This is a genomic window from Caulobacter sp. UNC358MFTsu5.1, from assembly GCF_000712075.1.
In the GTDB taxonomy this organism is placed as follows: domain Bacteria; phylum Pseudomonadota; class Alphaproteobacteria; order Caulobacterales; family Caulobacteraceae; genus Caulobacter.
In genome coordinates this window covers 97,709-118,531 of the sequence record NZ_JONW01000011.1, presented here as the reverse complement: position 1 = coordinate 118,531, position 20,823 = coordinate 97,709, and the positions used below count along the sequence as shown (strand labels likewise).

21 protein-coding genes are annotated in these 20,823 nt (G+C 69.2%); 10 read left to right on the top strand and 11 right to left on the bottom strand.

Annotated features, from left to right (window positions below; translation table 11 throughout):
- The first annotated feature begins 28 nt into the window (after positions 1 to 28).
- Complete coding sequence (locus BR39_RS0121615; protein WP_029916079.1) at positions 29 to 538, top strand: hypothetical protein; 510 nt, start codon at positions 29 to 31, stop codon at positions 536 to 538.
- Positions 539 to 771: 233 nt separating this feature from the next.
- Here the strand turns inward: BR39_RS0121615 and BR39_RS0121610 are convergent, their stop codons facing one another.
- Both BR39_RS0121610 and manD read right to left on the bottom strand, forming a co-directional pair.
- Positions 772 to 2,649: a hypothetical protein gene (locus tag BR39_RS0121610; protein ID WP_029916077.1), complete on the bottom strand. Its 1,878-nt coding sequence runs from the start codon at positions 2,647 to 2,649 to the stop codon at positions 772 to 774.
- Positions 2,650 to 2,831: 182 nt separating this feature from the next.
- A complete protein-coding gene (gene manD / locus BR39_RS0121605; RefSeq protein WP_029916075.1) occupies positions 2,832 to 4,043 on the bottom strand; it encodes a D-mannonate dehydratase ManD in 1,212 nt (403 codons plus the stop codon).
- Between the two features lie 146 nt (positions 4,044 to 4,189).
- Here manD and BR39_RS0121600 point away from each other — a divergent pair, with 146 nt between their 5' ends.
- From BR39_RS0121600 to BR39_RS0121585, 4 genes are all read left to right on the top strand, one after another.
- The gene (locus BR39_RS0121600) at positions 4,190 to 4,951 is read left to right on the top strand and encodes a FadR/GntR family transcriptional regulator (RefSeq protein WP_029916073.1); all 762 of its coding nucleotides are present in this window, start codon (positions 4,190 to 4,192) and stop codon (positions 4,949 to 4,951) included.
- A 340-nt stretch (positions 4,952 to 5,291) separates the two neighbouring features.
- The gene (locus BR39_RS0121595; RefSeq protein WP_029916071.1) at positions 5,292 to 6,437 is read left to right on the top strand and encodes a glycoside hydrolase family 105 protein; all 1,146 of its coding nucleotides are present in this window, start codon (positions 5,292 to 5,294) and stop codon (positions 6,435 to 6,437) included.
- A 49-nt stretch (positions 6,438 to 6,486) separates the two neighbouring features.
- Positions 6,487 to 6,930 carry a thioredoxin TrxC gene (trxC, locus tag BR39_RS0121590; protein ID WP_029916069.1) on the top strand — a complete coding sequence of 148 codons (444 nt, stop codon included), beginning with the start codon at positions 6,487 to 6,489 and terminating at the stop codon, positions 6,928 to 6,930.
- Positions 6,931 to 7,003: 73 nt separating this feature from the next.
- Entirely contained in the window at positions 7,004 to 8,347 is a 1,344-nt protein-coding gene (locus tag BR39_RS0121585) for a sorbosone dehydrogenase family protein (RefSeq protein WP_029916067.1), read from the top strand.
- Between the two features lie 61 nt (positions 8,348 to 8,408).
- Here the strand turns inward: BR39_RS0121585 and BR39_RS26835 are convergent, their stop codons facing one another.
- Genes BR39_RS26835 through BR39_RS0121570 form a run of 3 tightly spaced genes read right to left on the bottom strand, consistent with a single transcriptional unit; the run spans position 8,409 to position 10,350 of the window.
- Positions 8,409 to 8,555: a hypothetical protein gene (locus BR39_RS26835; protein WP_197026744.1), complete on the bottom strand. Its 147-nt coding sequence runs from the start codon at positions 8,553 to 8,555 to the stop codon at positions 8,409 to 8,411.
- 48 nt (positions 8,556 to 8,603) lie between these two features.
- Entirely contained in the window at positions 8,604 to 8,912 is a 309-nt protein-coding gene (locus BR39_RS26625) for a hypothetical protein (protein WP_156035864.1), read from the bottom strand.
- Between the two features lie 58 nt (positions 8,913 to 8,970).
- A complete protein-coding gene (locus tag BR39_RS0121570) occupies positions 8,971 to 10,350 on the bottom strand; it encodes a dicarboxylate/amino acid:cation symporter (RefSeq protein ID WP_029916061.1) in 1,380 nt (459 codons plus the stop codon).
- Between the two features lie 536 nt (positions 10,351 to 10,886).
- Here BR39_RS0121570 and BR39_RS0121560 point away from each other — a divergent pair.
- Positions 10,887 to 11,144: a GlsB/YeaQ/YmgE family stress response membrane protein gene (locus BR39_RS0121560; RefSeq protein WP_028040338.1), complete on the top strand. Its 258-nt coding sequence runs from the start codon at positions 10,887 to 10,889 to the stop codon at positions 11,142 to 11,144.
- 79 nt (positions 11,145 to 11,223) lie between these two features.
- Here BR39_RS0121560 and BR39_RS0121555 read toward each other — a convergent pair whose 3' ends face one another.
- The 3 genes from BR39_RS0121555 to BR39_RS0121545 all read right to left on the bottom strand — a co-directional run bounded on the left by BR39_RS0121555 (position 11,224) and on the right by BR39_RS0121545 (position 13,897).
- Positions 11,224 to 11,736 carry a CinA family protein gene (locus tag BR39_RS0121555; RefSeq protein ID WP_029916058.1) on the bottom strand — a complete coding sequence of 171 codons (513 nt, stop codon included), beginning with the start codon at positions 11,734 to 11,736 and terminating at the stop codon, positions 11,224 to 11,226.
- A 46-nt stretch (positions 11,737 to 11,782) separates the two neighbouring features.
- A complete protein-coding gene (locus tag BR39_RS0121550; RefSeq protein ID WP_029916056.1) occupies positions 11,783 to 12,313 on the bottom strand; it encodes a hemerythrin domain-containing protein in 531 nt (176 codons plus the stop codon).
- Positions 12,314 to 12,532: 219 nt separating this feature from the next.
- Positions 12,533 to 13,897 carry a sugar MFS transporter gene (locus tag BR39_RS0121545; protein WP_051696011.1) on the bottom strand — a complete coding sequence of 455 codons (1,365 nt, stop codon included), beginning with the start codon at positions 13,895 to 13,897 and terminating at the stop codon, positions 12,533 to 12,535.
- Positions 13,898 to 14,093: 196 nt separating this feature from the next.
- Here BR39_RS0121545 and BR39_RS0121540 point away from each other — a divergent pair, with 196 nt between their 5' ends.
- Positions 14,094 to 14,273, top strand: coding sequence for a hypothetical protein (locus BR39_RS0121540; protein ID WP_029916054.1), 180 nt, complete (start codon positions 14,094 to 14,096; stop codon positions 14,271 to 14,273).
- Between the two features lie 5 nt (positions 14,274 to 14,278).
- Here BR39_RS0121540 and BR39_RS0121535 read toward each other — a convergent pair whose 3' ends face one another.
- From BR39_RS0121535 to BR39_RS0121525, 3 genes are all read right to left on the bottom strand, one after another.
- Positions 14,279 to 15,628, bottom strand: a complete 1,350-nt coding sequence (locus BR39_RS0121535; protein ID WP_035018850.1) for an FAD-dependent oxidoreductase — start codon at positions 15,626 to 15,628, stop codon at positions 14,279 to 14,281.
- A 117-nt stretch (positions 15,629 to 15,745) separates the two neighbouring features.
- Entirely contained in the window at positions 15,746 to 17,926 is a 2,181-nt protein-coding gene (locus BR39_RS0121530; protein ID WP_029916052.1) for a xanthine dehydrogenase family protein molybdopterin-binding subunit, read from the bottom strand.
- Positions 17,927 to 17,928: 2 nt separating this feature from the next.
- Entirely contained in the window at positions 17,929 to 18,393 is a 465-nt protein-coding gene (locus BR39_RS0121525) for a (2Fe-2S)-binding protein (RefSeq protein WP_029916050.1), read from the bottom strand.
- 203 nt (positions 18,394 to 18,596) lie between these two features.
- Between BR39_RS0121525 and BR39_RS0121520 the strand changes: the two genes are divergently transcribed.
- From BR39_RS0121520 to BR39_RS0121510, 3 genes are read left to right on the top strand one after another with little or no spacing between them, the layout of a single operon-like run.
- Positions 18,597 to 19,241: a DUF47 domain-containing protein gene (locus BR39_RS0121520; RefSeq protein WP_029916049.1), complete on the top strand. Its 645-nt coding sequence runs from the start codon at positions 18,597 to 18,599 to the stop codon at positions 19,239 to 19,241.
- Positions 19,241 to 20,242: an inorganic phosphate transporter gene (locus BR39_RS0121515; RefSeq protein WP_029916047.1), complete on the top strand. Its 1,002-nt coding sequence runs from the start codon at positions 19,241 to 19,243 to the stop codon at positions 20,240 to 20,242. The genes BR39_RS0121520 and BR39_RS0121515 overlap by 1 nt, the downstream gene beginning before the upstream one ends.
- The gene (locus BR39_RS0121510; RefSeq protein ID WP_029916044.1) at positions 20,239 to 20,808 is read left to right on the top strand and encodes an NUDIX hydrolase; all 570 of its coding nucleotides are present in this window, start codon (positions 20,239 to 20,241) and stop codon (positions 20,806 to 20,808) included. Before BR39_RS0121515 ends, BR39_RS0121510 begins: the two co-directional genes overlap by 4 nt.
- Positions 20,809 to 20,823: the final 15 nt, after the last annotated feature.

Here is a 20,823-nt window from a genome sequence, read left to right as displayed (position 1 = left end):
CGTCGGGCCTGAATCCGGAGCCGACCCCATGAGCAAGACCGCTCGCGCCTTTTCCGCCCTGGTCGGCGCCGCCCTGCTGGCGGTCGCCGTGCCGGTCGTCGCCAACGCCCAGCCGTTCAGCGGCCCGATGGGCGTGACCGGGCGCTGGGCGATCGACCTGCCGCGCTCGAAGTTCAACGCCGCCCTGACCGGCCCGCCGCCGCTGAGCGGCGAGCTGGACGTCACCATCGACGACGGCAAGAGCCTGGCCTGGACGCTGGTCGAGGTCGATGAGGCCGGCGTCGCCGCCCTGCAGTTCGCCCACGCCGTGCTCGACGGCCCCACGACCCAGGCCGTTGTCAACCTGAACCTGGTGACCATCAGTGTGCAGCGCGTCGGCCAGGCCGCCGTCACCGTCACCACTCACGGCGAGCAGGGATCGCGCCGCCAGTCGATGAAGGTCACCCGCACCGACGCCGACACCCTGCTGGTCGAACAGGACATCGACGGCAAACCCGGCCCGCCGGACCAGACGCTGATCCTGACGCGTGTGAAGTAGATCGCCCTGCAGGGAAGGCCCTGCACCGAACCCTTGCCCCCTACGGACCGCTTCGCGGTCGTCTTCCCCCGGAGGGGGAAGAGCGCTGGTGCGAGGCTCCGCCCCCTACGGGGGCGGACAGACCGCGAAGCGGTCAGGTGGGGGCAAGTGGGTGTGATCCCACGCCTCCCCCTCGCCACAAGGGGGAGGGACGGAGTCCTTGGTGGGGACACGCCCAAAGGCATGTCCTCGGCCTACCTGTAGTTCAGCGTCCAGCTGACCGTCAGCGGGCCCGCCTTCGGTCCGCTCGTGCATTCCACCAGGCTTTGGAACGCCCCGGTCGGGGTGCGGTAGGCCTTCTCGTCCTTCAGCGGCCGCGAGGTGCAGCCCAGTCCCGTCACCGTGAAGCGCCGCACGTCGCCCTGGCCGTAGGTCGTGGCCCCGCCCTTGGTGGTCGGCGCCGATGAGAAGCCGGCGAACGACAGGTCCACGGCCTTGATCCCCTGCCCCGCCTTGGGCGTGAAGACGTCCGTGCGGCGGATTTTGCCGGGCTCCAGGACGTAGGTGGTCTTCACCGAAACCCGGTCGTCGGCGATCGGCGCGCTGGTTCCCAGCCTGTCCAGCTGGTCCTGCTCATATGTGACGACGGTCCGCGCCCCCTGCTCCGTCACCTTGACGTTCCGGGCGTAGGCCAGCGGCGTCACGCGCGCGCCGTCGGCCAGGGTCAGGCGCGGCAGCAGTTGCGGGAACTCGCCGTCGGCCACGCCGGCCAGCATGCCGGGCGAGAACGGGATCGGATAATAGGGCGTGTTCTCGTGCTGGCTCTTGCCGCCGTTGACGATCGGCAGGCCGATGACGCGGTCATGGTCACGGAGGGTGACCACCAGCCGGTCGTGCCGGCCGCGCGCGAACCAGGTCACCCGGCGCTTGGGCAGCGTATCGAGCCAGGCGGCGTAGCCCGGGTCGGGCGTCTTGTCCTTGAAGCCCAGCTCGTCCCAGATCGCGCTGGTGTAGATGTGCTGGCGCGCCAGGCTGAGGTTCTCGCCCAGGATCCGGTGCTTGCCGCGATACTCGTCGGTGCGCCGACCGTGCTCCCACAGGTTCACCGAGCCCATCTTGGGATCGAACCAGAAGTCCATGTAGCGGGCCGTGACGCGCGACGAGAAGGCGTAGGCCATCGTCTTTTCCTGGGGCGTCAGCACGTCCAGCTTGGCCGCCGCGGTCAGCACCTCCAGGAAGGCCGTCTCGCCATAGGCCCCTATGCTGCGGCCGTATTCGAAGCCCTCGCCCCGCAGGTTCAGGCGCGGCAGCATCAGGTCGACCGACTTGCGCAGCCAGCCCTTGACCTCCGGGGTCGCCGGCATGCCCGCCTCGATCAGGCGGTGGCTGATCTCGCCGATCAGCAGCACGCTGTAGCGGTCGAACCGCCCGTCGCCGTCGGTCTCGTCGGCGAAGCCGTACTCGCCGGAATATTTGCGGTAGTGGTCGAGCGTCTTCTCCAGCAGGGCCTCGCTGGCCGAGGCGTCCTCCCAGCCCAGCTGGTAGCGCAGCCGCGCCACGCTGAAGGCCACGCCGTAATAGTTGTTGGGCAGGTCGATCAGGGTCAGGTCGTCGGTGCGGACGAAATGGCGCCAGTCCAGCTTGGCCTTCAGCTTGGCCAGGGTCTGGGGCGACACCGCCTGCTCCAGCAGGCCGGCCTGCTGCAGCATGTGCAGGGCCTGGCAGTAATAATAGATGCCCCAGGTGTTGTTGGTGTCGTCCGCCGTCATGTCGGCGATCTGCCGGTAGCCGGCCAGGTAGGTCGCGAACTTCGGATCGTCACGCGGCGTGTCGATCAGCAGGTAGGCGAGACCGATGGCCACCTTGCCCGGCAGGAACTTGTCGTCGGCATCGAACACCCGCACGCCGTCCAGCGTCATGTCGCGCTTCTCGACCATCAGCTTGTCGAGCAGCACGGCCATCTGGGGCAGCAGGCGGGTCTCGACCGTCTGGTTCATCGGCGGGACGGTCGCGTAGGCCTGCCCCCGCCCGCCGGGGTCGGCGACCGACGCCGCGACGGCCAACGCCGGCGATGCGACCGCCGCCAGAGCTGCGGCCAGCAACAGGCGCTTGCGGATGGACTTGAACGACATGGTTTCCCCGCCCTCGTCAGCCTTAGGCGGAGACGATTTCTTATGTGGCCAGGCCATCTAGCTACCCTCGCCACACAAGTTGTCAAGCCAATTGGCGGATACGGGCGACGACGGTCAGACCAATATCAACCCATTGGAAACCTAGAAAATCCGCGCCGCCCCGAGGCGACGCGGAAGAGGCCTCACCAGTTGTACATGGTCCCGTCCTCCAGCCGGTTCACCGGCAGGTAGGCGCGCTTGTAGGGGTATTGCTCGGCCAGGGCCTCGTCGATGTCGACGCCCAGACCCGGCGCCTCGCCCGGATGCAGCAGGCCGTCCTTGAAGCTGTAGGCGTGCGGGAACACCGCGTCGGTCTCGGGCGTGTGGCGCATGTACTCCTGCAGCCCGAAGTTCGGGATCGACATGTCGAAGTGCAGGGCCGCGGCCATGGTCACCGGCGACAGGTCGGTGGCCCCGTGGCAGCCGGTCCGCACGTGGTGCAGGTCCGCGAAGGCGGCGATCTTGCGCAGGTTGGTGATGCCGCCCGCGTGCAGGACCGTGGCCCGCAGATAGTCGATCAGCTGCTCCTGGATCAGGATGTTGGCGTCCCAGACGTGGCTGAAGATCTCGCCCACGGCCAGCGGGGTGGTGGTGTGCTGGCGGATCAGGCGGAAGCCGGCCTGGTTCTCGGCGGGCACCGCATCCTCCAGCCAGAACAGGCGGTAGGGCTCCAGGTCCTTGCCCAGGCGGGCCGCCTCGATCGGCGTCAGGCGGTGATGGACGTCGTGCAGCAGGTGGACGTCGTCGCCCAGCGCCTCGCGCGCGGCCTCGAACAGCTTGGGGGCGTGCTTGAGGTACTTGGCCGTCGACCAGACGTTCTCGCTGGGCAGGTCGGCGTCGGCCGGCTCGTAGAACATCTTGTCGCCCGACACCCCGTAGGTGCTGGCCAGGCCGGGCACGCCGGTCTGCAGGCGGATCGCCTTGTAGCCCATGGCCTTGTACTTCTGGGCCTCGGCGATGGTGTCGGCGATGGTCTCGCCGTTGGCGTGGCCGTAGACGGTGACACCCTCGCGGCAGGCGCCGCCCAGCAGCTGGTACAGCGGCAGGCCGGCCACCTTGGCCTTGATGTCCCACAGCGCCATGTCGACCGCGGCCAGGGCGGTCATGCCCACCGGGCCGCCGCGCCAGTACGAGCCGCGATAGAAGAACTGCCAGATGTCCTCGATCCGGTGGGCGTCGCGGCCGATCAGGCACGGGATCATATGGTCGCGCAGATAGCTGACCACGGCCAGCTCGCGCCCGTTCAGCGTGGCGTCGCCGACGCCGGTGACGCCGTCCGAGGTGGTGATCTTGAGGGTGACGAAGTTGCGCCCCGGGCAGGTGACGATAACCTTGGCGTCGATAATCTTGAGCATGGAGTGTTGGTCTACCTGGGTCGCTTAAGTGGCCTGACCAATCCATAGACAACATATTACAAATGCGCCAGTGCGACGTGGCGTCTTTCGCGACCTTGCTCTAGGCTGCCTTCGGCCCGGCGATGCGCGCGGGGCGGGAAAGTCTCATGACCACGTCGACCGCTGAAACCCGCAAGCTCTACCAACAGGTCGCCAACGCGATCGCCGAATCGATCCGCGAGGGCGCCTTCCAGCCGGGACACCGCCTGCCCTCCGAGCGCGACCTGGCCGAGGAATACAAGGTCAGCCGTCCCACGGTGCGCGAGGCGATGATCGCCCTGGAAATCCGCGGCTTGGTCGAGGCGCGTCACGGTTCGGGCGTCTATGTGACCGAGGCCGCGCCGGTCGAGGCGCCCGCCCCCGAACTGGACATCGGCGCCTTCGAGCTGACCGAGGCCCGCCGCCTGATCGAGGGCGAGTCCTGCGCCCTGGCCGCCACCACCATCACCGACCAGGAACTGATCGACCTGGAGCGGATCCTCGACGACATGGTCGAGGAGAACGAGCACGACGTGCGCGGCGACCTGGCCGACCGCCGGTTCCACGTCACCATCGCCCGCGCCACCCGCAACAGCGCCCTGGTCACCGTGATCGAGAACCTGTGGGACCTGCGCTACAAGTCGCCGCTGTGCCGGGCGATGCTGGAACGCGCCCGCCAGGTGGGCGTGCGGCCGCTGATCGACGACCACCAGGAAATCCTCAGCGCCCTGAAGGCCCGCGACCCCAAGGAAGCCCGCAACGCCATGCGCGAGCATTTGGGCCGGGTGATCGACAACCTGCTGACCGCCACCGAGATCGACGCGATGCAGCAGGCCCGCAGCGAGGTCGCCGCCCGCCGCAACGAGCTGGCGCGCCGCTCGCTGATCTAGGCGCAAATCCCCGCAAGACCTGGGCGAATCGAAGCTGAGAGGATGGGCGGCTGGAGGTAAGGATCCAGCCGCCCGTCGCCGGCCGGCCCCGGGAGGAGGTGCGATGAAGGACAAGTTCATCGCCAGGCCGACGAGGTTCGTCGAACGCCACCATAGCTGAGCCGCGCCTCGATGCAAGCAAATTGGCCTGACCATTTATCGTACAACATCGCTATGTGGCCAGACCGATACCGCTCACACCGCCAAAACCGGCCGTATTGACTTGACCAGCGGCTAAACCGACCTAGCACTGGCCGGCGACGTGGCGGCACAGCCACGCGCCTTGGGGAGAAGCACGTCCATGCGGGCCAGCCTGATCATCGCCCTTTCGGCCCTGGCCCTGACCTCCGGCACGGCGACGGCGGCGCCCGCCGAGCGCCCGGCGGCCGCTCGGACGGCGACCGCCGCCCAGGCCCTGACGATGGGCCGCCAAGTCGCGGCCTGGCAGCTGAGCCACATGGACAAGTTCGACTACACCCACGGCCACCGGGCCACGCCCGATCCGCGCGGCTGGGTGCAGGGCGCCCTGTTCGTCGGCCTGGCCGCCTTCGCCGAGCGGGCCGGCGACCCGGCCCTGGTCCAGGCCGTCCGCGACCACGGCGTCCAGCAGGGCTGGAACCTGGGCCGCCGCTCGCTGCACGCCGACGACCACGTGATCGGCCAGGCCTGGCTTTGGACCTACGCCCGCGACCACGACCCGGCCCAGATCGCGCCGCTGAAGGCCCGCTTCGACGCCATCCTGGCCGATCCGCCCAAGGCCGACCTGACCTTCATCGACGGGACCGAGGACCAGCCCTGCCAGGTCCGCTGGTGCTGGAGCGACGCCCTGTTCATGGGTCCCGCCGCCTGGACCGGCCTGACCCAGGCTGCCGGCGACCCGCGCTACGCCGCCTATGGCGACAAGGAGTTCTGGGCCGCGACCGACTGGCTGCTCGACAAGCAGGAAGGCCTCTACTACCGCGACAGCCGCTATTTCGACCGCCGCGACGACAAGGGCCGCAAGATCTTCTGGAGCCGCGGCAACGGCTGGGTCTATGCCGGGATCGTCGACATCCTGAAGACCCTGCCCGCCGACCATCCCTCGCGGTCGCGCTACGAGGCCCTGTTCCGCCGGATGTCCGACCGGCTGATCACGCTGCAGAAGCCGGACGGCTACTGGCCCCCGTCCCTGCTGGCGCCCGAGAACACCCCGCCCGAGACCAGCGGCACCGGCTTCTTCGTCTACGGCCTGGCCTACGGCCTGAACCACGGGCTGCTGAAGGGGCCCAAGTACGAGACGGCGATGGCCAAGGGCTGGTCGGCCCTGGCCGTCGCGGTCCAGCCCGACGGCAAGCTGGGCTGGGTGCAGCAGATCGGCTACGCCCCCGACCACGTCGAGGCCGACGACACCCAGCTTTACGGCGTGGGCGCGTTCCTTCTGGCGGCGTCCGAGGTCGGCAGGCGATAGAACCCCAAAGACAGAACCGAAGCGTTTCCCGCTTCGTTGAGACAAAGCCATGGCCGAGACCGTCAACATCGTCTGCCCGCATTGCGACGCCACAAACCGCCTGCCGGCCGCGCGCGACGCCAGGGCGGCCAAGTGCGGCCGCTGCGGCCAGCCGCTGTTCACCGGCCAGCCGATCGACCTGACCACCGCCCGCTTCCGCAAGCATGTCGCCAACAGCCAGATCCCCATCGTCGCCGACTTCTGGGCGGCCTGGTGCGGGCCCTGCAAGGCCATCGCCCCGATCTTCGCCAAGTCCGCCGGCGAGCTGGAGCCCCGCGCCCGGTTCGTGAAGATCGATGTCGATGCCGAACCGGCCCTGGCCCAGGCCTACGGCGTGCGCGGCATCCCGGCTCTGTTCCTGTTCAAGGACGGCAAGGTCGCGGCCAACCAGGCCGGCCTGCCCGATCCCGGCTTCTTCCGCCGCTGGCTGGACGAGCACGCTCCCGTAAGCTGAACTGGCGCTACCGGACCCGGGGACGCGGCGGCGCGTTCTTCAGGTCTCCCGCATCCACCGTCGGACGATCGCGATGCTCAAAGAACTCGGCCTAATCGCCCTGCCGCCCCTGGCCCTGCTGCTGTCGAACTGCAGCGCCGGCCCGTCCCTGCCGCCCGAGCAGGGCTATGGGCCCAACCCCGTCCTGCCCGCCGCCAAGAAGCAGGTCATACCGGTGATGAAGATCGCGCCGGCGGTCGGCTGGGCCGACGGCCAGACGCCCGACGCCGCTCCCGGTTTCGTCGCCACCGCCCTGGCCCGGGGCCTGGACCATCCGCGCTGGCTGTACGTGCTGCCCAACGGCGACGTGCTGGTGGCCGAGACCAACGCCCCGCCCAAGCCCGAGGACAGCAAGGGCCTCAAGGGCTGGTTCGAGAAGCAGATCATGGGCAAGGCCGGCGCGACCGTGCCCTCGGCCAACCGGATCACCCTGCTCCGCGACGCCAATAACGACGGCGTGCTGGAAGCCCGCACCGTCTTCCTGTCCGGCCTGAACTCGCCGTTCGGCATGGCCCTGGTGGGGAACACCTTCTACGTCGCCGACAGCGACGCCCTGCTGGCCTTCCCCTACCAGACGGGCCAGACCCGGATCACCGCCGCGCCCCGCAAAGTCGCCGACCTGCCGGCCGGGCCGATCAACCACCACTGGACCAAGAACGTCATCGCCAGTCCGGACGGCGCGAAGCTGTACGTGACCGTCGGCTCCAACAGCAATGTCGGCGAGAACGGCATGGCCGCCGAAGAGCGCCGCGCCGCGATCCTGGAGATCGACCCGGCCACCGGCGCCAGCCGCGTCTTTGCCTCGGGCCTGCGCAATCCCAACGGCATGGGCTGGCAGCCGACCAGCCGCGCCCTGTGGACCAGCGTCAACGAGCGCGACGAGATCGGCAACGACCTGGTCCCCGACTACATGACCTCGGTCAAGGACGGCGGCTTCTACGGCTGGCCCTACAGCTATTACGGCCAGACGGTGGACGCGCGGGTGAAGCCGCAGCGGCCGGACCTGGTGGCCCGGGCGATCAAGCCGGACTACGCCCTGGGCGCCCACACCGCCTCGCTGGGCCTGACCTTCTACGACGCCGACGCCTTCCCGGCCCGCTACAAGGGCGGGGCCTTCGTCGGCCAGCACGGCTCGTGGAACCGCAAGCCCGTCAACGGCTATCGCGTGGCCTTCGTGCCGTTCGCCAACGGCATGCCGTCCGGCCCGGCCGAGCCGTTCCTGACCGGCTTCCTCGACCCCAAGGGCCAGGCCCTGGGCCGTCCGGTGGGCGTGGCGGTTGACCGGTTCGGCGCCCTGCTGGTGGCCGACGACGTCGGCAACACCGTCTGGCGGGTGGCGGCCAACACGCCGCCGCCGGCGCCCAAGCCCGCGCCCTGAGCCGAACGCAAGACGCCCGCCCCTCGCGAGGCGGGCGTCCGACCTAGCCGGTCAGGCTAGATCAGCAGCAAGGACCGCCGTTGCAGCAGGCCGCGCCCAGGGCGCAGCAGGCTTGGACGGCCTTGGTCACGGCGTCGGGCGCGGCGGCGTAGGCGGCCGTGGCCGAGACCAGCAGCATCAGCGCCGCGGTGGAGAAGATACGTTTCATGATGAGTTTCCGATTTTCAGATTGAGGAAGGTCTTCTGAAGTCGGAAGTCACCGTGGAGGGGGCAGGTCCGGCGCCAGGGCCCGTCCCGGCGGCATGGCCGCGGGTTCGGGCGCGATGGCCGGGGCGTCGCGACGGACGGGCTCGGACAAGGCGTGCTCGCGGGCGACGATGACCTGGCAGGCGACCACGCAGGTCTGCGGACAGGCCGACTTGTCGATGTCGCGGCAAGGCGCGTCCGGGCAGCAGTCCATGGGCGCGGCCATGGCGGGGGCCAGCGGACCGGCGACCAGCAGCAGGGCGCCCAGGAGCGCCACGCTCCAGGCCAGCCAGCTCGTTCTGATCGAAGCGCGCGCCATGGCCCAGTTCTAGGTCGGGACGCGCGGCTTGCGAAGTCCCGTCTTCCCTTAAGGGGCCCTAGGCCGCCACGGCCTCGTCGGTCCCCACCTCGCGCGGCGGAGCGTTGAACACCGCCTCGTCCAGGATGCCCTCGCGCTTGGCGACGATGGTCGGGACCAGGGCCTGGCCGGCGACGTTCACGGCCGTGCGGCCCATGTCGAGGATCGGGTCGATGGCCAGCAGCAGGCCCACGCCTTCCAGGGGCAGGCCGAGGGTCGAGAGGGTCAGGGTCAGCATGACCACCGCCCCGGTCAGGCCCGCCGTCGCCGCCGAGCCCAGCACCGAGACGAAGACGATCAGGCCGTAGTCGGTCAGGTGCAGCGGCAGGTGGTAGAACTGGGCGATGAAGATCGCCGCCACGGCCGGATAAATGGCCGCGCAGCCGTCCATCTTGGTGGTCGCGCCCAGCGGCACGGCGAAGGCGGCGTAGGCGCGCGGCACGCCCAGGCGGGTCTCGGTCAGGCTCTCGGTCACCGGCAGGGTCCCGATCGACGAGCGCGAGACGAAGCCTAGCTGGATGGCGGGCCAGGCTCCGGCGAAGAACCGCAGGGGGTTCAGGCCGTTCAGCGCCAGGATCGTCGGGTAGACCACGAACAGCACCAGGGCCAGGCCGATATAGATCGCGCCGGCGAAGGCGCCCAGCTGGCCCAGGGTGGTCCAGCCGTACTGGGCCACGGCGTTGCCCAGCAGGCCGACGGTGCCGATCGGCGTCAGGCGGATCACCCACCACAGCACCTTGCGCACCACGGCCAGGGCCGAGGCGTTGAAGGCCAGGAAGCCCTCGCCCGCCGGCCCGACCTTGATCGCCGCCACCCCGGCCACCAGGGCCAGGACCAGGATCTGCAGCACGTTGAACGAGGCCGTGGTCGTGGCCGCGCCGTCCGTGATCTTGGTCGAGGCCTGCAGGCCCAGGATGTTGGAGGGGACCAGGCCCGTCAGGAAGTCCAGCCACGAGCCGGTCGTGCGCGGGGCGTGGGCGGCGGCCAGGTCGACCACCGCGTGCTCGCCCGGACGTAGCACCAGGCCCAGGGCGATGCCGATGGCCACGGCGATCAAGGCGGTGATCGCGAACCACAGCAGGGTGCGCCAGACCAGGCGCGCGGCGTTCTGCAGCTCGCGCAGATTGGCGATGCTGGCGACGATGGCCGTGAACACCAGCGGCGGCACCAGCACGCGCAGCAGCTGGACGAAGATCGACCCGATCTGATGCAGGGTCTCGGCCAGGCCGTAGCCGGGCTGGCCCTCGGCCGGTCCCAGCGAGCGGGCCAGCAGACCCAGCCCCAGGCCCACGACCATGGCGACCAGCACTTGGACGCCGAAACCGCCGATGAAGCCGCCGGCCTTCCTGGAGGTCGGGTTCGGGGTCGCCGGCGAAGGAGAAGTCTGGACCTGAGCCATCTGGATCCTCGCGAAGGCCCGGTCCGGGCCTTCCAGCATAACGTGACAAGGCCCGGCGGGATCAAACCGCGCGGGCCATCTTGCCCCCGGTTCTGGCGCCGCCGGGTGGAAACGCCCAACCAGAATTCATGGACGCGGGATCAATGCATCTGGATCGACCAGGTTCGCGCAAGACGGCGCCCGGCGTCGGCGTGTCACATGGTCAACGCCCCCTCTCGGCCCCTAGAAGAGGTGTCGGCCGCAGCCTCCAGTATCCAGGGATTTCCAATGAGCCTGTCCTTCCTCGTCGGCGCCATCATCGGCTCGGGCGTCTTCATCCTGCTGGGCCGCGCGCCCGCGCAGAAGCTGGTCGACGCCGTCCAGGCCCGCATCGCCAAACGCTGAAGCTGGTCGAAAGCAACGCGCGAACAGCCCGAAAGTCTTCGTGACGTTTTCATGCCTGAACACGCAGGCGTGTCGGAACGAAAGTCTTGGCGAACGCCTTTATTCCGCATCGGCGCGCGGCTCGCACGCCTTTTGATGCCAAGGAGGCGTACATGTCTATTCTTGCGTGGATCGTGCTCGGCCTCGTGGCCGGTTTCATCGCCAGCAAGCTCGTAAGCCGCACCGGCGGCAGCTTGGTGGTGGACCTGGTGCTCGGGATCGTCGGCGCCGTGGTGGGCGGGTTCCTGTTCAACCAGTTCGGCTCCGCCGGAGTCACCGGTCTGAACCTCTACAGCCTGCTGGTCGCCGTGATCGGCGCGGTCGTCGTCCTGGCGATCTACCACGCGTTCACCGGTCGCCGAGCGCTCTGACGCTTTCGACCGACCTGGAAACAGCGCCTTCGGCTTAGCCGGAGGCGCTTTTCTTTGGTCTGTGCTCCAAAGCGAAGCCTTAGACGTCCACCGCCTGGGCCAGCATCTTGAGCGCCACGCGCAGGCATTCGATGCGCAGCGGGCCACGGCCGATGTCGCCGAGCCGGACCTGCCGATGGTGGGTGTAGCCGCCGCGGCGGGCGCAGGCGAAATGCACCAGGCCCGCCGGCCGCTCGGGGTCGCCGACGTCCTCGGCCCAGCCGGTGATCGAGACCGCCACGTCGGCTTTGGATCGCCGGATCGCGCCTTCGGCCATGGCGATCGCTGTCGGCTGCGACACCGCCCCGCCATGCGGCAGGAACGATCGCGGCACCTCCAGCAGCTCGACCTTGGCGTCGTCGGTATAGACCACGAAGCCCCGCTCGAACGCGTGCGAACACCCCGGCACGTCGGTGAGCAGGGAGGCCAAAAGACCTCCCGTGCAGCTCTCCGCCGTGGCCAGGGTCAGCCCGCGCGCGCAGGCGGCCTCGAGAACCGCCCGAGTCAGTTCGTCGATGTCCGACGGCAGGATCGGATCAAGCACTTCGGCCATGGGCCCCTCCGAAGGCGGGGAAGGCCCTAAGGCCCTCCCCGTGACGTCAGTTCGGCTGTTTGCCGCCCAGTTCGGCCATCAGTTCTTCCTTGCGGGCCTTCATGCGCTTGCCCATCGCCTCGAGGTCTTCGTCGCCCTTCTTGGCCTGGGCGAAGATGCCGCCGGGCTGTTCCTCTTCCTTAACGTGGTGCTTGATGTACTCGCCCAGCACCTTGACCTTGGCGTCGTAATACTCGTCGCCGGGCTTCATCGCCTCGATCTCGGCGATCAGCTTCTTGGCGCCGTCGTGCTCGACATAGGCTTCGTCCAGCATGTCGTCCTCGACCTCGCCGCGCTCCTCCGGATAGAGGATTTCCTCCTCGATCTGGGTGTGTACCTTGAGGGCCAGGGCGATCTTGTTGAACAGGGCCAGCTTCTCGCTGTCCGCTTCCAGCTGCTCGTACTCGTCGAACCAGCCTTCAACCTCGCGGTGATCGGCCTTGAGAAGCGTGATGGCCAGCGGATCGCGGCGGCCGGTGCGGCGCGTGCGGCGGGGCTTGGCGGATTTGGTCGATGAGCTCTTGGCGGAGGTCGCCATGGTGTCTCTCCCTGAAGGCTGGATCGCCTTGGTCAGCGGAGCACAAACACTTCGCATCCAGAGATGTTCCGGAACGCGGGAGGTCACCGTGCAGTATTGCGGGACGCGTCGACTTCTCGACAAACAGTATTCAGAACCGCTCTCAACTAGCGGCGATCCGACATGAAAAAGCCCGGGCGAAGAACGCCCGGGCTCCTTCGACCAGGGGTCGGTTCGGACCTAGTGGGCCGCGACGACCTCTTCCTGGATTTCGTGGACCTTGGCGCCGCGCGCCGCGAACGCGAACCACAGGACGTAGACGTAGCAGACCAGCGGGGCGATGAAGCCCATCGAGATCGAACCGGTCATCTCCTCGATCTTGGCGAAGGCCAGCGGCAGGAACGCGCCGCCCACGATCGCCATGCACAGCAGGCCCGACGTCGCCGAGGTCGGGGCCGACGAGCGCTGCAGGGTCAGGGTGAAGATCGTCGGGAACATGATCGAGTTGAACAGGCCGATCAGCAGGGCCGCGAAGGCCGGGATCAGGCCGCTGGTCACCGGCGCCGAGGCCAGCAGCAGGTTCACCGTGCCGGCGTGAGCGGTCGGGGTCATGTCCTTGGTCAGGATGACCACAAGGGTCAGGGCGATGGCGCCCACGGCCACGAAGGCCAGCAGGGAGTAGTCCTTGATCTTCCGCAGCAGGGCCGAGCCGCCGAAACGGCCGATCATGGCGAAGACCATGTAGAACGTCGTCAGCTTGCCGGCCTGTTCCGACGGGATGTCCAGGATGCGGGTCTGTTCCAGGAACAGCAGAAGGTGCAGCGAGATCGCCACCTCGGCGCCGACATAGAGGAAGATGCCGATCGCGCCCAGGTTCGCCCACTTGGAGGTCAGGGCGGTGAAGGGGTTGACCAGGTGGCCGGTCTTCGGCGCGGCGTCGGTGATCCGCTGGCGGACCAGGAAGATCAGCAGGATGAACAGGGCCAGGCCCACGCCGATGGCGAAGTAGACGTTCGAGACGAAGCCGAGGGCCTGCTCGCGCAGGGCCTGGGTGATCACGATGTCCTTCTTGAAGATGTCGCCCTTGAGCAGGAAGTTCGCGCCGAACCACAGGCCGCAGGCCGCGCCCAGCGAGTTGAAGGCCTGCGACAGGTTCAGCCGGAACGAGGACTCCTCGGGCTTGCCCATCGAGGCGATCAGCGGGTTGGCCGCCACCTGCAGCAGGGTGACGCCCGAGGCCATCACGAACAGGCCCACCAGGAAGACGCCGAAGACGTGCAGCTTGGCCGCCGCGATGGCGATGAAGCAGCCGGCGACGATGCCGCCCAGGCCCACCATCACAGACTTGGCGTAGCCCAGCTTGGAGAGGAACGCCGCCGAAGGCAGCGACATGATCCCGTAGGCGATGAAGAAGGCGAAGCCGGTCAGGCTGGCTTCAACGGGCGACAGCGTGAAGACCGTCTTCATGGTCTTCAGCAGCGGATCCAGGAGGTTGGTGACCAGTGCCCAGATGAAGAATAGCGCGGTGACGTAGACGATGGCCAACGCCACCCCCTGCCCCGACTTGGGCGCCGCTCCGGAAACCGGAGCCCGCGCCGCACCCATACCTGCCATTTTTGTTTCACTCCCTGTCCGACGTTGCGGGACGCGCCATCCACCCCAACGGTGACAACGTTGTCAAGCGTCGAGGCCGAAAACGGCCCGCTCCAAGATCCCGTCGAGACGCCTTCTGGGAACCGATCACCCGATTCGACGGTTGATCGGAAAACTCCGACAAATCCCCGTCGATGGGAAGACCGTGATGTCGATGATCGCCATTCTGCTGACGTCGGGCCTGGTGACCGTGATCGCCGTGATCGGTCTGGCCGACGCCTTCACCCACCTGCTGTGCTGGTCGGCGCGCTCGCTGCGCGAGCCCCGGGCGCTTCGCGTCGCCAGCCCGTCGGCGGACGCGGCCCGCCGCGAACGCCTGGCCGGCTGACGCTTCTAAGCGGCCTTGCGGCTGGGCGCGCTGGAGACGGCCCAGACGTCGTGCGCCGCTTCGCCCGCCAGGATGTTCTCGGCGGTCAGCAGGCCGCTCAGCGTGGCGTGGTCGCGCTCGCCGTCGCGGTGCAGGCCGTTGCGGCCCGCCAGGTGCAGGCTGGGGAACTGCATCTTCAGGTCCAGGCGGATCATGGCCCGGTGCTCGGCGCAGTCCTCGTCCTCGATCGGCAGAACCTTGCGCTGGCGGATCACGCGGGCGTCGCGGACGGCGGTCGGGTCCATCAGCCCCATCACCGCGGCCTCGCGCCAGGCCAGGGCCACCAGGTCGGCGTCGCTGGCCGTCCACAGGCCGTCGCCCTCGAAGCAGAAGTACTCCAGGCCCAGGCAGCTGGCCGCTTCGCCTTCCGGCGCCATGGCTGGCGACCAGGCGCGGTAGTTCTGCACCCGGCCGACCTGCAGGTCGGTGTCGTGGACGTCGATGGCGGTCTCGCGCAGCGGCTGGCGCGTGCGGCCCACCAGGGCCACCGTGATCTGGTCGCGGTACATCAGCTCGCCGGCGTGGAACAGGCTGATCGGCGTCGGCCGCAGCATGCCCATCAGCTCGCGCAGCGGGGCGGTCGAGACCACGTGGTCGGCGGTGCGGACCTCGTGGGCGCCGTCCTCGCGCAGGACCGTCACCGTCCACAGCTTGGCGACGGCGTCGAATTTCAGGGTCTCCACGCGGCGGCCCAGGGCCACCTCGCCGCCCAGGGCCGCGATCTTCCCGGCGCAGGCCCGCCACACCGCCCCGGCGCCGTCGCGCGGATAGCGCAGGCTGGGCGTCGGCTTGGCGGCCGCGCCGCCGCCGGCCGGCATCTGGTCGCTGATCAGGCCCGACACCTTCTCGGCGAAGGGCCGGAACAGCATGGTCGACAGCCGCGCGCCGACGCGGTTGCGGATCTCGTCGGCGAAGGTCCGGGGCGACTTGATCGGGCGGATCTTGGCCAGGCCGAACGAGGCCAGGCAGGCCGCCCCGCCGCGCAGACCCAGATGCGCCAGGGCTTCCAGGGTCTTCAGCGGATAGGCGTAGAAGCGTTCGCGGTGATAGATGCGCGCCGCACGCGGCCGCTCGACGAAGCCGTCCGGCAGCAGCTCGGACCACAGCTCCAGCACCCGCGTGGAGGCCGAGGCGTAGGCCCCGCCGCCCAGGTCGATCCGGAAACCGTGATGCTCGATCGTGCGGCTGGAGCCGCCGACCTCGCGCGGGTCCATCTCCAGGACGGCGACGTCGCGCCCCGCCTTGGCCAGGACATAGGCGGCGGTCAGGCCGGCCGGCCCGGCCCCGATCACCAAGGTTTCGACGTGCTGCCCCATGACGCGATGATCCCCGTTCGAAGACCATGGTCGCGCAATAAGGTTAAGACCGCCCCGCCGGACGTGGTGAACCGGCCTTAAACTTGAGCGTGAGGCGCTATGCCGCGCCCCCGTCTCCTAGGCCAGCTGGTCGCCGATCGGCAGGGTGCGGATGCGCTTGCCGGTCGCCGCGAAGACGGCGTTGACCAGGGCGGCGGGCGACGGCGGCAGGGCCGGCTCGCCCAGGCCGGTCGGCGGGTTGTCGCTGAGCACGAAATGCACCTCGACCTGCGGCGCGTCGGCCAGGCGCAGCATCGGGAAGTCGCCGAAGTTGCTCTGGGCCACGGCGCCGTTCTCGATGGTGATCGCCTGGGCCAGGGCGCCGCCGATCCCGTCGATGACCGAGCCCTGCACCTGCTGCTCGGCGCCGTTCGGGTTGACGATCTGCTTGCCGACGTCGACCGCCGCCCAGGCCTTGCGGACGCTCGCCTTGCCGTCGGCCACCGCGACCTCCATCACCACCGCCACATAGCCCCGGTGGCTGTAGTGGCAGGCCACGCCTAGGCCGACGCCCTTGTCGGTCTTGCGCCCCCAGCCCGAGGCCTCGGCGGCCTTGTCGAGCACGGCGCGCATGCGGCCGGTGTGGAAGCTGTCGCCCTTGCCCGGCTCGCCGATCAGGCGCGGCGCGCCCAGCAGCTTGCGGCGGAACTCCACCGGATCGGCGCCGGCGGCGTAGGCCACCTCGTCGATGAAGCCCTGGTAGACGAAGCCGTAGGCGTTGTTGCCCGGGGCCCGCAGCCAGCCGGTCGGCACGCCCAGCGGCATGACCGACACGTCCTGGGCGTAGTTGTCGACCGCGCCGTACGGGAACTGCGTGCCGCCGATATTGGCGGCGCGGGCGAACTTCGTCCCCTCGCCGAAGGTCACGAAGTGGTTGCGCCAGGCGACCAGCCCGCCCTGGGCGTCCAGCCCCGCCGTCAGCCGGTGGTAGCCGGCCGGGCGGTAGAAGTCGTGCTGCATGTCGTCCTCGCGGGTCCACAGCAGCTTGACCGGCGCGCCGATCGTCTTGGAGATCCACGCCGCCTCGACCATGAAGTCGTTCATCAGCCGCCGGCCGAAGCCGCCGCCGCTGCGGGTGAAGTGGATCGTGATGTCGTCGGGCTTGATCCCCAGGGTCTTGGCCACCAGCTCGCGGCCGTCCTCGGGGTTCTGGGCCGGGGCCCAGATCTCGACCTTGCCGTCCTTGAAGCTGGCCGTGCAGTTCTGCGGCTCCAGGGTGGCGTGGGCGTTGAACGGGTAGCTGTAGTCGGCCTTGACCACCTTGGCCGCGCCCTTCAGGGCGGCGTCGACGTCGCCGACGGTCTTGAGGCTGCGGTGCGGCGGCTGGCCGTGCAGTTCGGCGGCCTTGGCGATGAAGCCCGCGCTGCTCTGGCCGCTGGTCGGATGGTCGGCCCAGGTGACCTCCAGGGCGTTGCGGCCCTTGCGCGCCTGCCACCAGGTGTCGGCCACCACGACCACGCCGCCCAGCAGGCCTTCCAGCTCGGTTCCGCCGTCCACTACGAAGACATGGCGCACGCCCTTGACCGCCTTGGCCGGGGCCAGGTCGACCTTGGCCACCTTGGCGGCGAACACCGGGGCTTTGAGGAAGGTGGCGTACAGCATGCCCGGCACGCGCACGTCGATGCCGTACAGCGGCTTGCCCGTGACGATGGCCGGGGTGTCGGACTGCGGCTGGGCCTTGCCGATGATCCGGTAGGCCTTGGGGTCCTTCAGCGTCAGGGTCTTGGGATCGGGCGGGGTCAAGCCGGCCGCGGCCTGGGCCAGTTCGCCGTAGGACGCGCGGCGCTTGCCGGCCTTGTCGACCACGAAGCCCGGCTCGGTGGCCAGGCCGGCGGCCGGGACGTTCCAGCGCTGGGCGGCCGCCTGGATCAGCAGGGCCCGGCCCACGGCCCCGACCTGGCGCATCGGCTCCCAGTCGTCGGGCGTGGAGGTGCTGCCGCCGGCCGACTGCTCGCCGAACACCTTGGCGTCGATCGGGGCCTGCTCGATGCGGACGGCCGACCAGTCGACGTCCAGCTCCTCGGCGATCAGCATCGGCATCGAGGTCTTGATCCCCTGCCCGATCTCCGGCCGCTTGGCGGCGATGGTCACCACGCCGTCCGGCGCAATGCGGACGAAGGCGCTGAAGGGGTTGGCGGTCGCTTCGCCCTGCGCCCGCACCAGGCCCGGCAGGCTGAACGACAGCAGCAGGCCGCCGCCGGCCGCGGCGCCGGTCTTCAGGAACAGGCGGCGGGAGGGGTTTTCCAGGATCGCGTCCATGCTCACGCCTCCACCTGGCCCGAGGCCGCCTTGATGGCCTTGCGGATGCGGATGTAGGTGGCGCAGCGGCAGAGGTTGCCGTTCATGGCCGCGTCGATCTCGTCGTCGGTGGGCTTGGGCGCGGCGGCCAGCAGGGCCGTGGCCGACATGATCTGGCCGGCCTGGCAGTAGCCGCACTGCGGCACGTCGATGGTCTTCCAGGCTTCCTGGACCTTGGCCCCGACCGGGTCGGCGCCGATCCCCTCGATGGTGGTCACCGCCTTGGCGCCCACCCGGGCCAGCGAGGTGACGCACGAGCGCATGGCCACGCCGTCGATGTGCACCGTGCACGCCCCGCACTGGGCCACGCCGCAGCCGTACTTGGTTCCCACCAGCCCCAGAACGTCGCGCAGCACCCACAGCAGGGGCGTGTCGGGCTCGGCGTCCACCGTGTGGACCTGACCGTTGACCTTCAAGCTTCTCGACATGCCGCTACTCCCGAACCGGTGCGGCGCCAGAGTGCCAAAGGCTTGAGGCCGCGACCAGAGGCCGCGTCGCCGACAAAACTGTCATAAAACCGTCACGTGGAGCTTGAACGCGGCCGCCTTCCGTGGTTCCGCTCCGCGCTTCCGGACGTTCCGTACAAGGACGTGCGCCAAATTCCACGCTTCGAACAGAGGATGAAGCGACCATGCTGGGCTTGTTCCGGGCCGTCATGCCCAAGGAAGACCGCTTCTTCGAGCTGTTCGCGCAGCACGCCGCCACCCTGGTGGCCGGCGCCAAGGCGCTGCGGGACCTGATGGAAGGCGGCGACGGCGTCGAGGCCGCCAGCGCCCGCGTCTACCAGCACGAGGAAGAGGCCGACGAGATCACCCGCCAGGTGATGGGCGCGATCCGCCGCAGCTTCATCACCCCGTTCGACCGCAGCGACATCCAGGACCTGACCACCTCGCTGGACGACGCCATCGACCAGATGCGCAAGACCGCCAAGGTCGTCAGTCTGTTCGAGGTCAAGACCTTCGAGCCGCAGATGCGCGAGATGGCCGCGATCATCGTCCAGGCCGCCGAACTGACCGTCGAGGCCGTGGCCCTGCTGCCCGACATGCGCAAGAACGCCCACCGCCTGACCGAACTGGCCGTCCGCGTGACCCAGATCGAGGAACAGGCCGACCAGATGTACGACCACGGCCGCAAGGCGCTGTTCATGGCCCACCGCAACGGCGACCCGATGACCTTCATCGTCGGCGTCGACATCTACAGCCACCTGGAGAAGGTGGTCGACCGCTTCGAGGACGTGGCCAACCGCATCAGCGGCATCGTGGTCGAGCAGGTCTAGTGGACCCGACCTTCCTCATCCTGGTCGTGCTGGTGGTCGTGGCCCTGGGCTTCGACTTCCTGAACGGCCTGCACGACGCGGCCAACTCGATCGCCACCATCGTCTCGACGCGCGTGCTGTCGGCGAAGTGGGCGGTGCTGTGGGCGGCGTTCTTCAACTTCATCGCCTTCGCGGTGTTCGGCACCAGCGTGGCCAAGATGGTGGGGGCCGGGATCATCGACCCGCACATCATCACCGACCGGCTGATTTTCGGGGCCCTGATGGGCGCCATCGCCTGGAACCTGATCACCTGGTGGGCCGGCATCCCCTCGTCCAGCTCGCACGCCCTGATCGGCGGCTTGGTCGGGGCCTCGGTGGCCAAGGTCGGCGGCCTGGGCGCGGTGCAGTGGGCGGGCCTGGGCAAGACCGCCGCGGCGATCGTCGTCTCGCCCACCCTGGGCTTCCTGCTGGCCCTGCTGCTGGTGCTGGTGGTCTCCTGGACCTTCGTGAAGAGCTCGCCGTTCTTCGCCGACCGGGTCTTCCGCAAGGCCCAGTTCGTCTCGGCGGCCCTCTATTCGCTGGGCCACGGCGGCAACGACGCCCAGAAGACCATGGGCATCATCGCCGCCCTGCTGTTCGCCCACGGCATGAGCGACCAGCCGGGGCACATCCCGTTCTGGGTGGTCATCTCGTGCCAGACCGCCATGGCCCTGGGCACGCTGTTCGGCGGCTGGCGCATCGTCCACACCATGGGCAGCAAAATCACCCGCCTGACGCCGATGCAGGGCTTCTGCGCTGAAACCGGCGGCGCCATTACGTTGTTCTTCTTCACGCACCTTGGCGTTCCGGTCTCGACGACTCACACGATCACGGGCGCTATTGTCGGCGTCGGCGCCTCGCGTCGGGTTTCGGCCGTCCGTTGGGGCGTGGCCAAGAGCATCGTGACCGCCTGGATCGTCACCCTGCCCGCGGCCGGCCTGGTCGCGGCGGCGTTCTACTATCTCGGGTTCTGGATGAAGTGACCGACACGGCGGGCGGGAAGCAGGGGGGCAAGTCCGGACAGCGGCGACGCCAGGTCGCCGCCCTGCCCTGGCGCGTGGACGCGATCGCCGGCCTGCAGGTCCTGCTGGTGTCCTCCCGCGAGACCCGCCGCTGGGTGATCCCCAAGGGCTGGCCCATGAAGGGCAAGACCAACGCCCAGGCCGCCGCCCAGGAAGCCTACGAGGAGGCGGGCCTCGACGGCCGGATCGAGGCCGAGCCTATCGGCGAATATCCCTATCTCAAGCGCCTCAAGAGCGGCGCCGCCCGCCCGGTGACGGTCGACGTCTATCCGCTGGAGGTCACCGGCGAGCACGCGATCTGGCCCGAGAAGGGCCAGAGGACCCTGAAATGGATGTCGCCCGTCGAGGCGGCCCTGGCGGTGCAGGAGCCGGAGCTGCGCGACCTGATCGCCCGCTTCGCCAAGGTCGAGCTGCCGGCCGACGAGCGCCCGGCCCCCGCCCCAGCCCCGACGCCGATGCGCGTGGCGCTGACGCGCCTGCGCCGGCGGATCACCGTGGCCTGGGGGCGCCGGCGCCGCTGGCTCTGAGCACAGGCTGGGGAT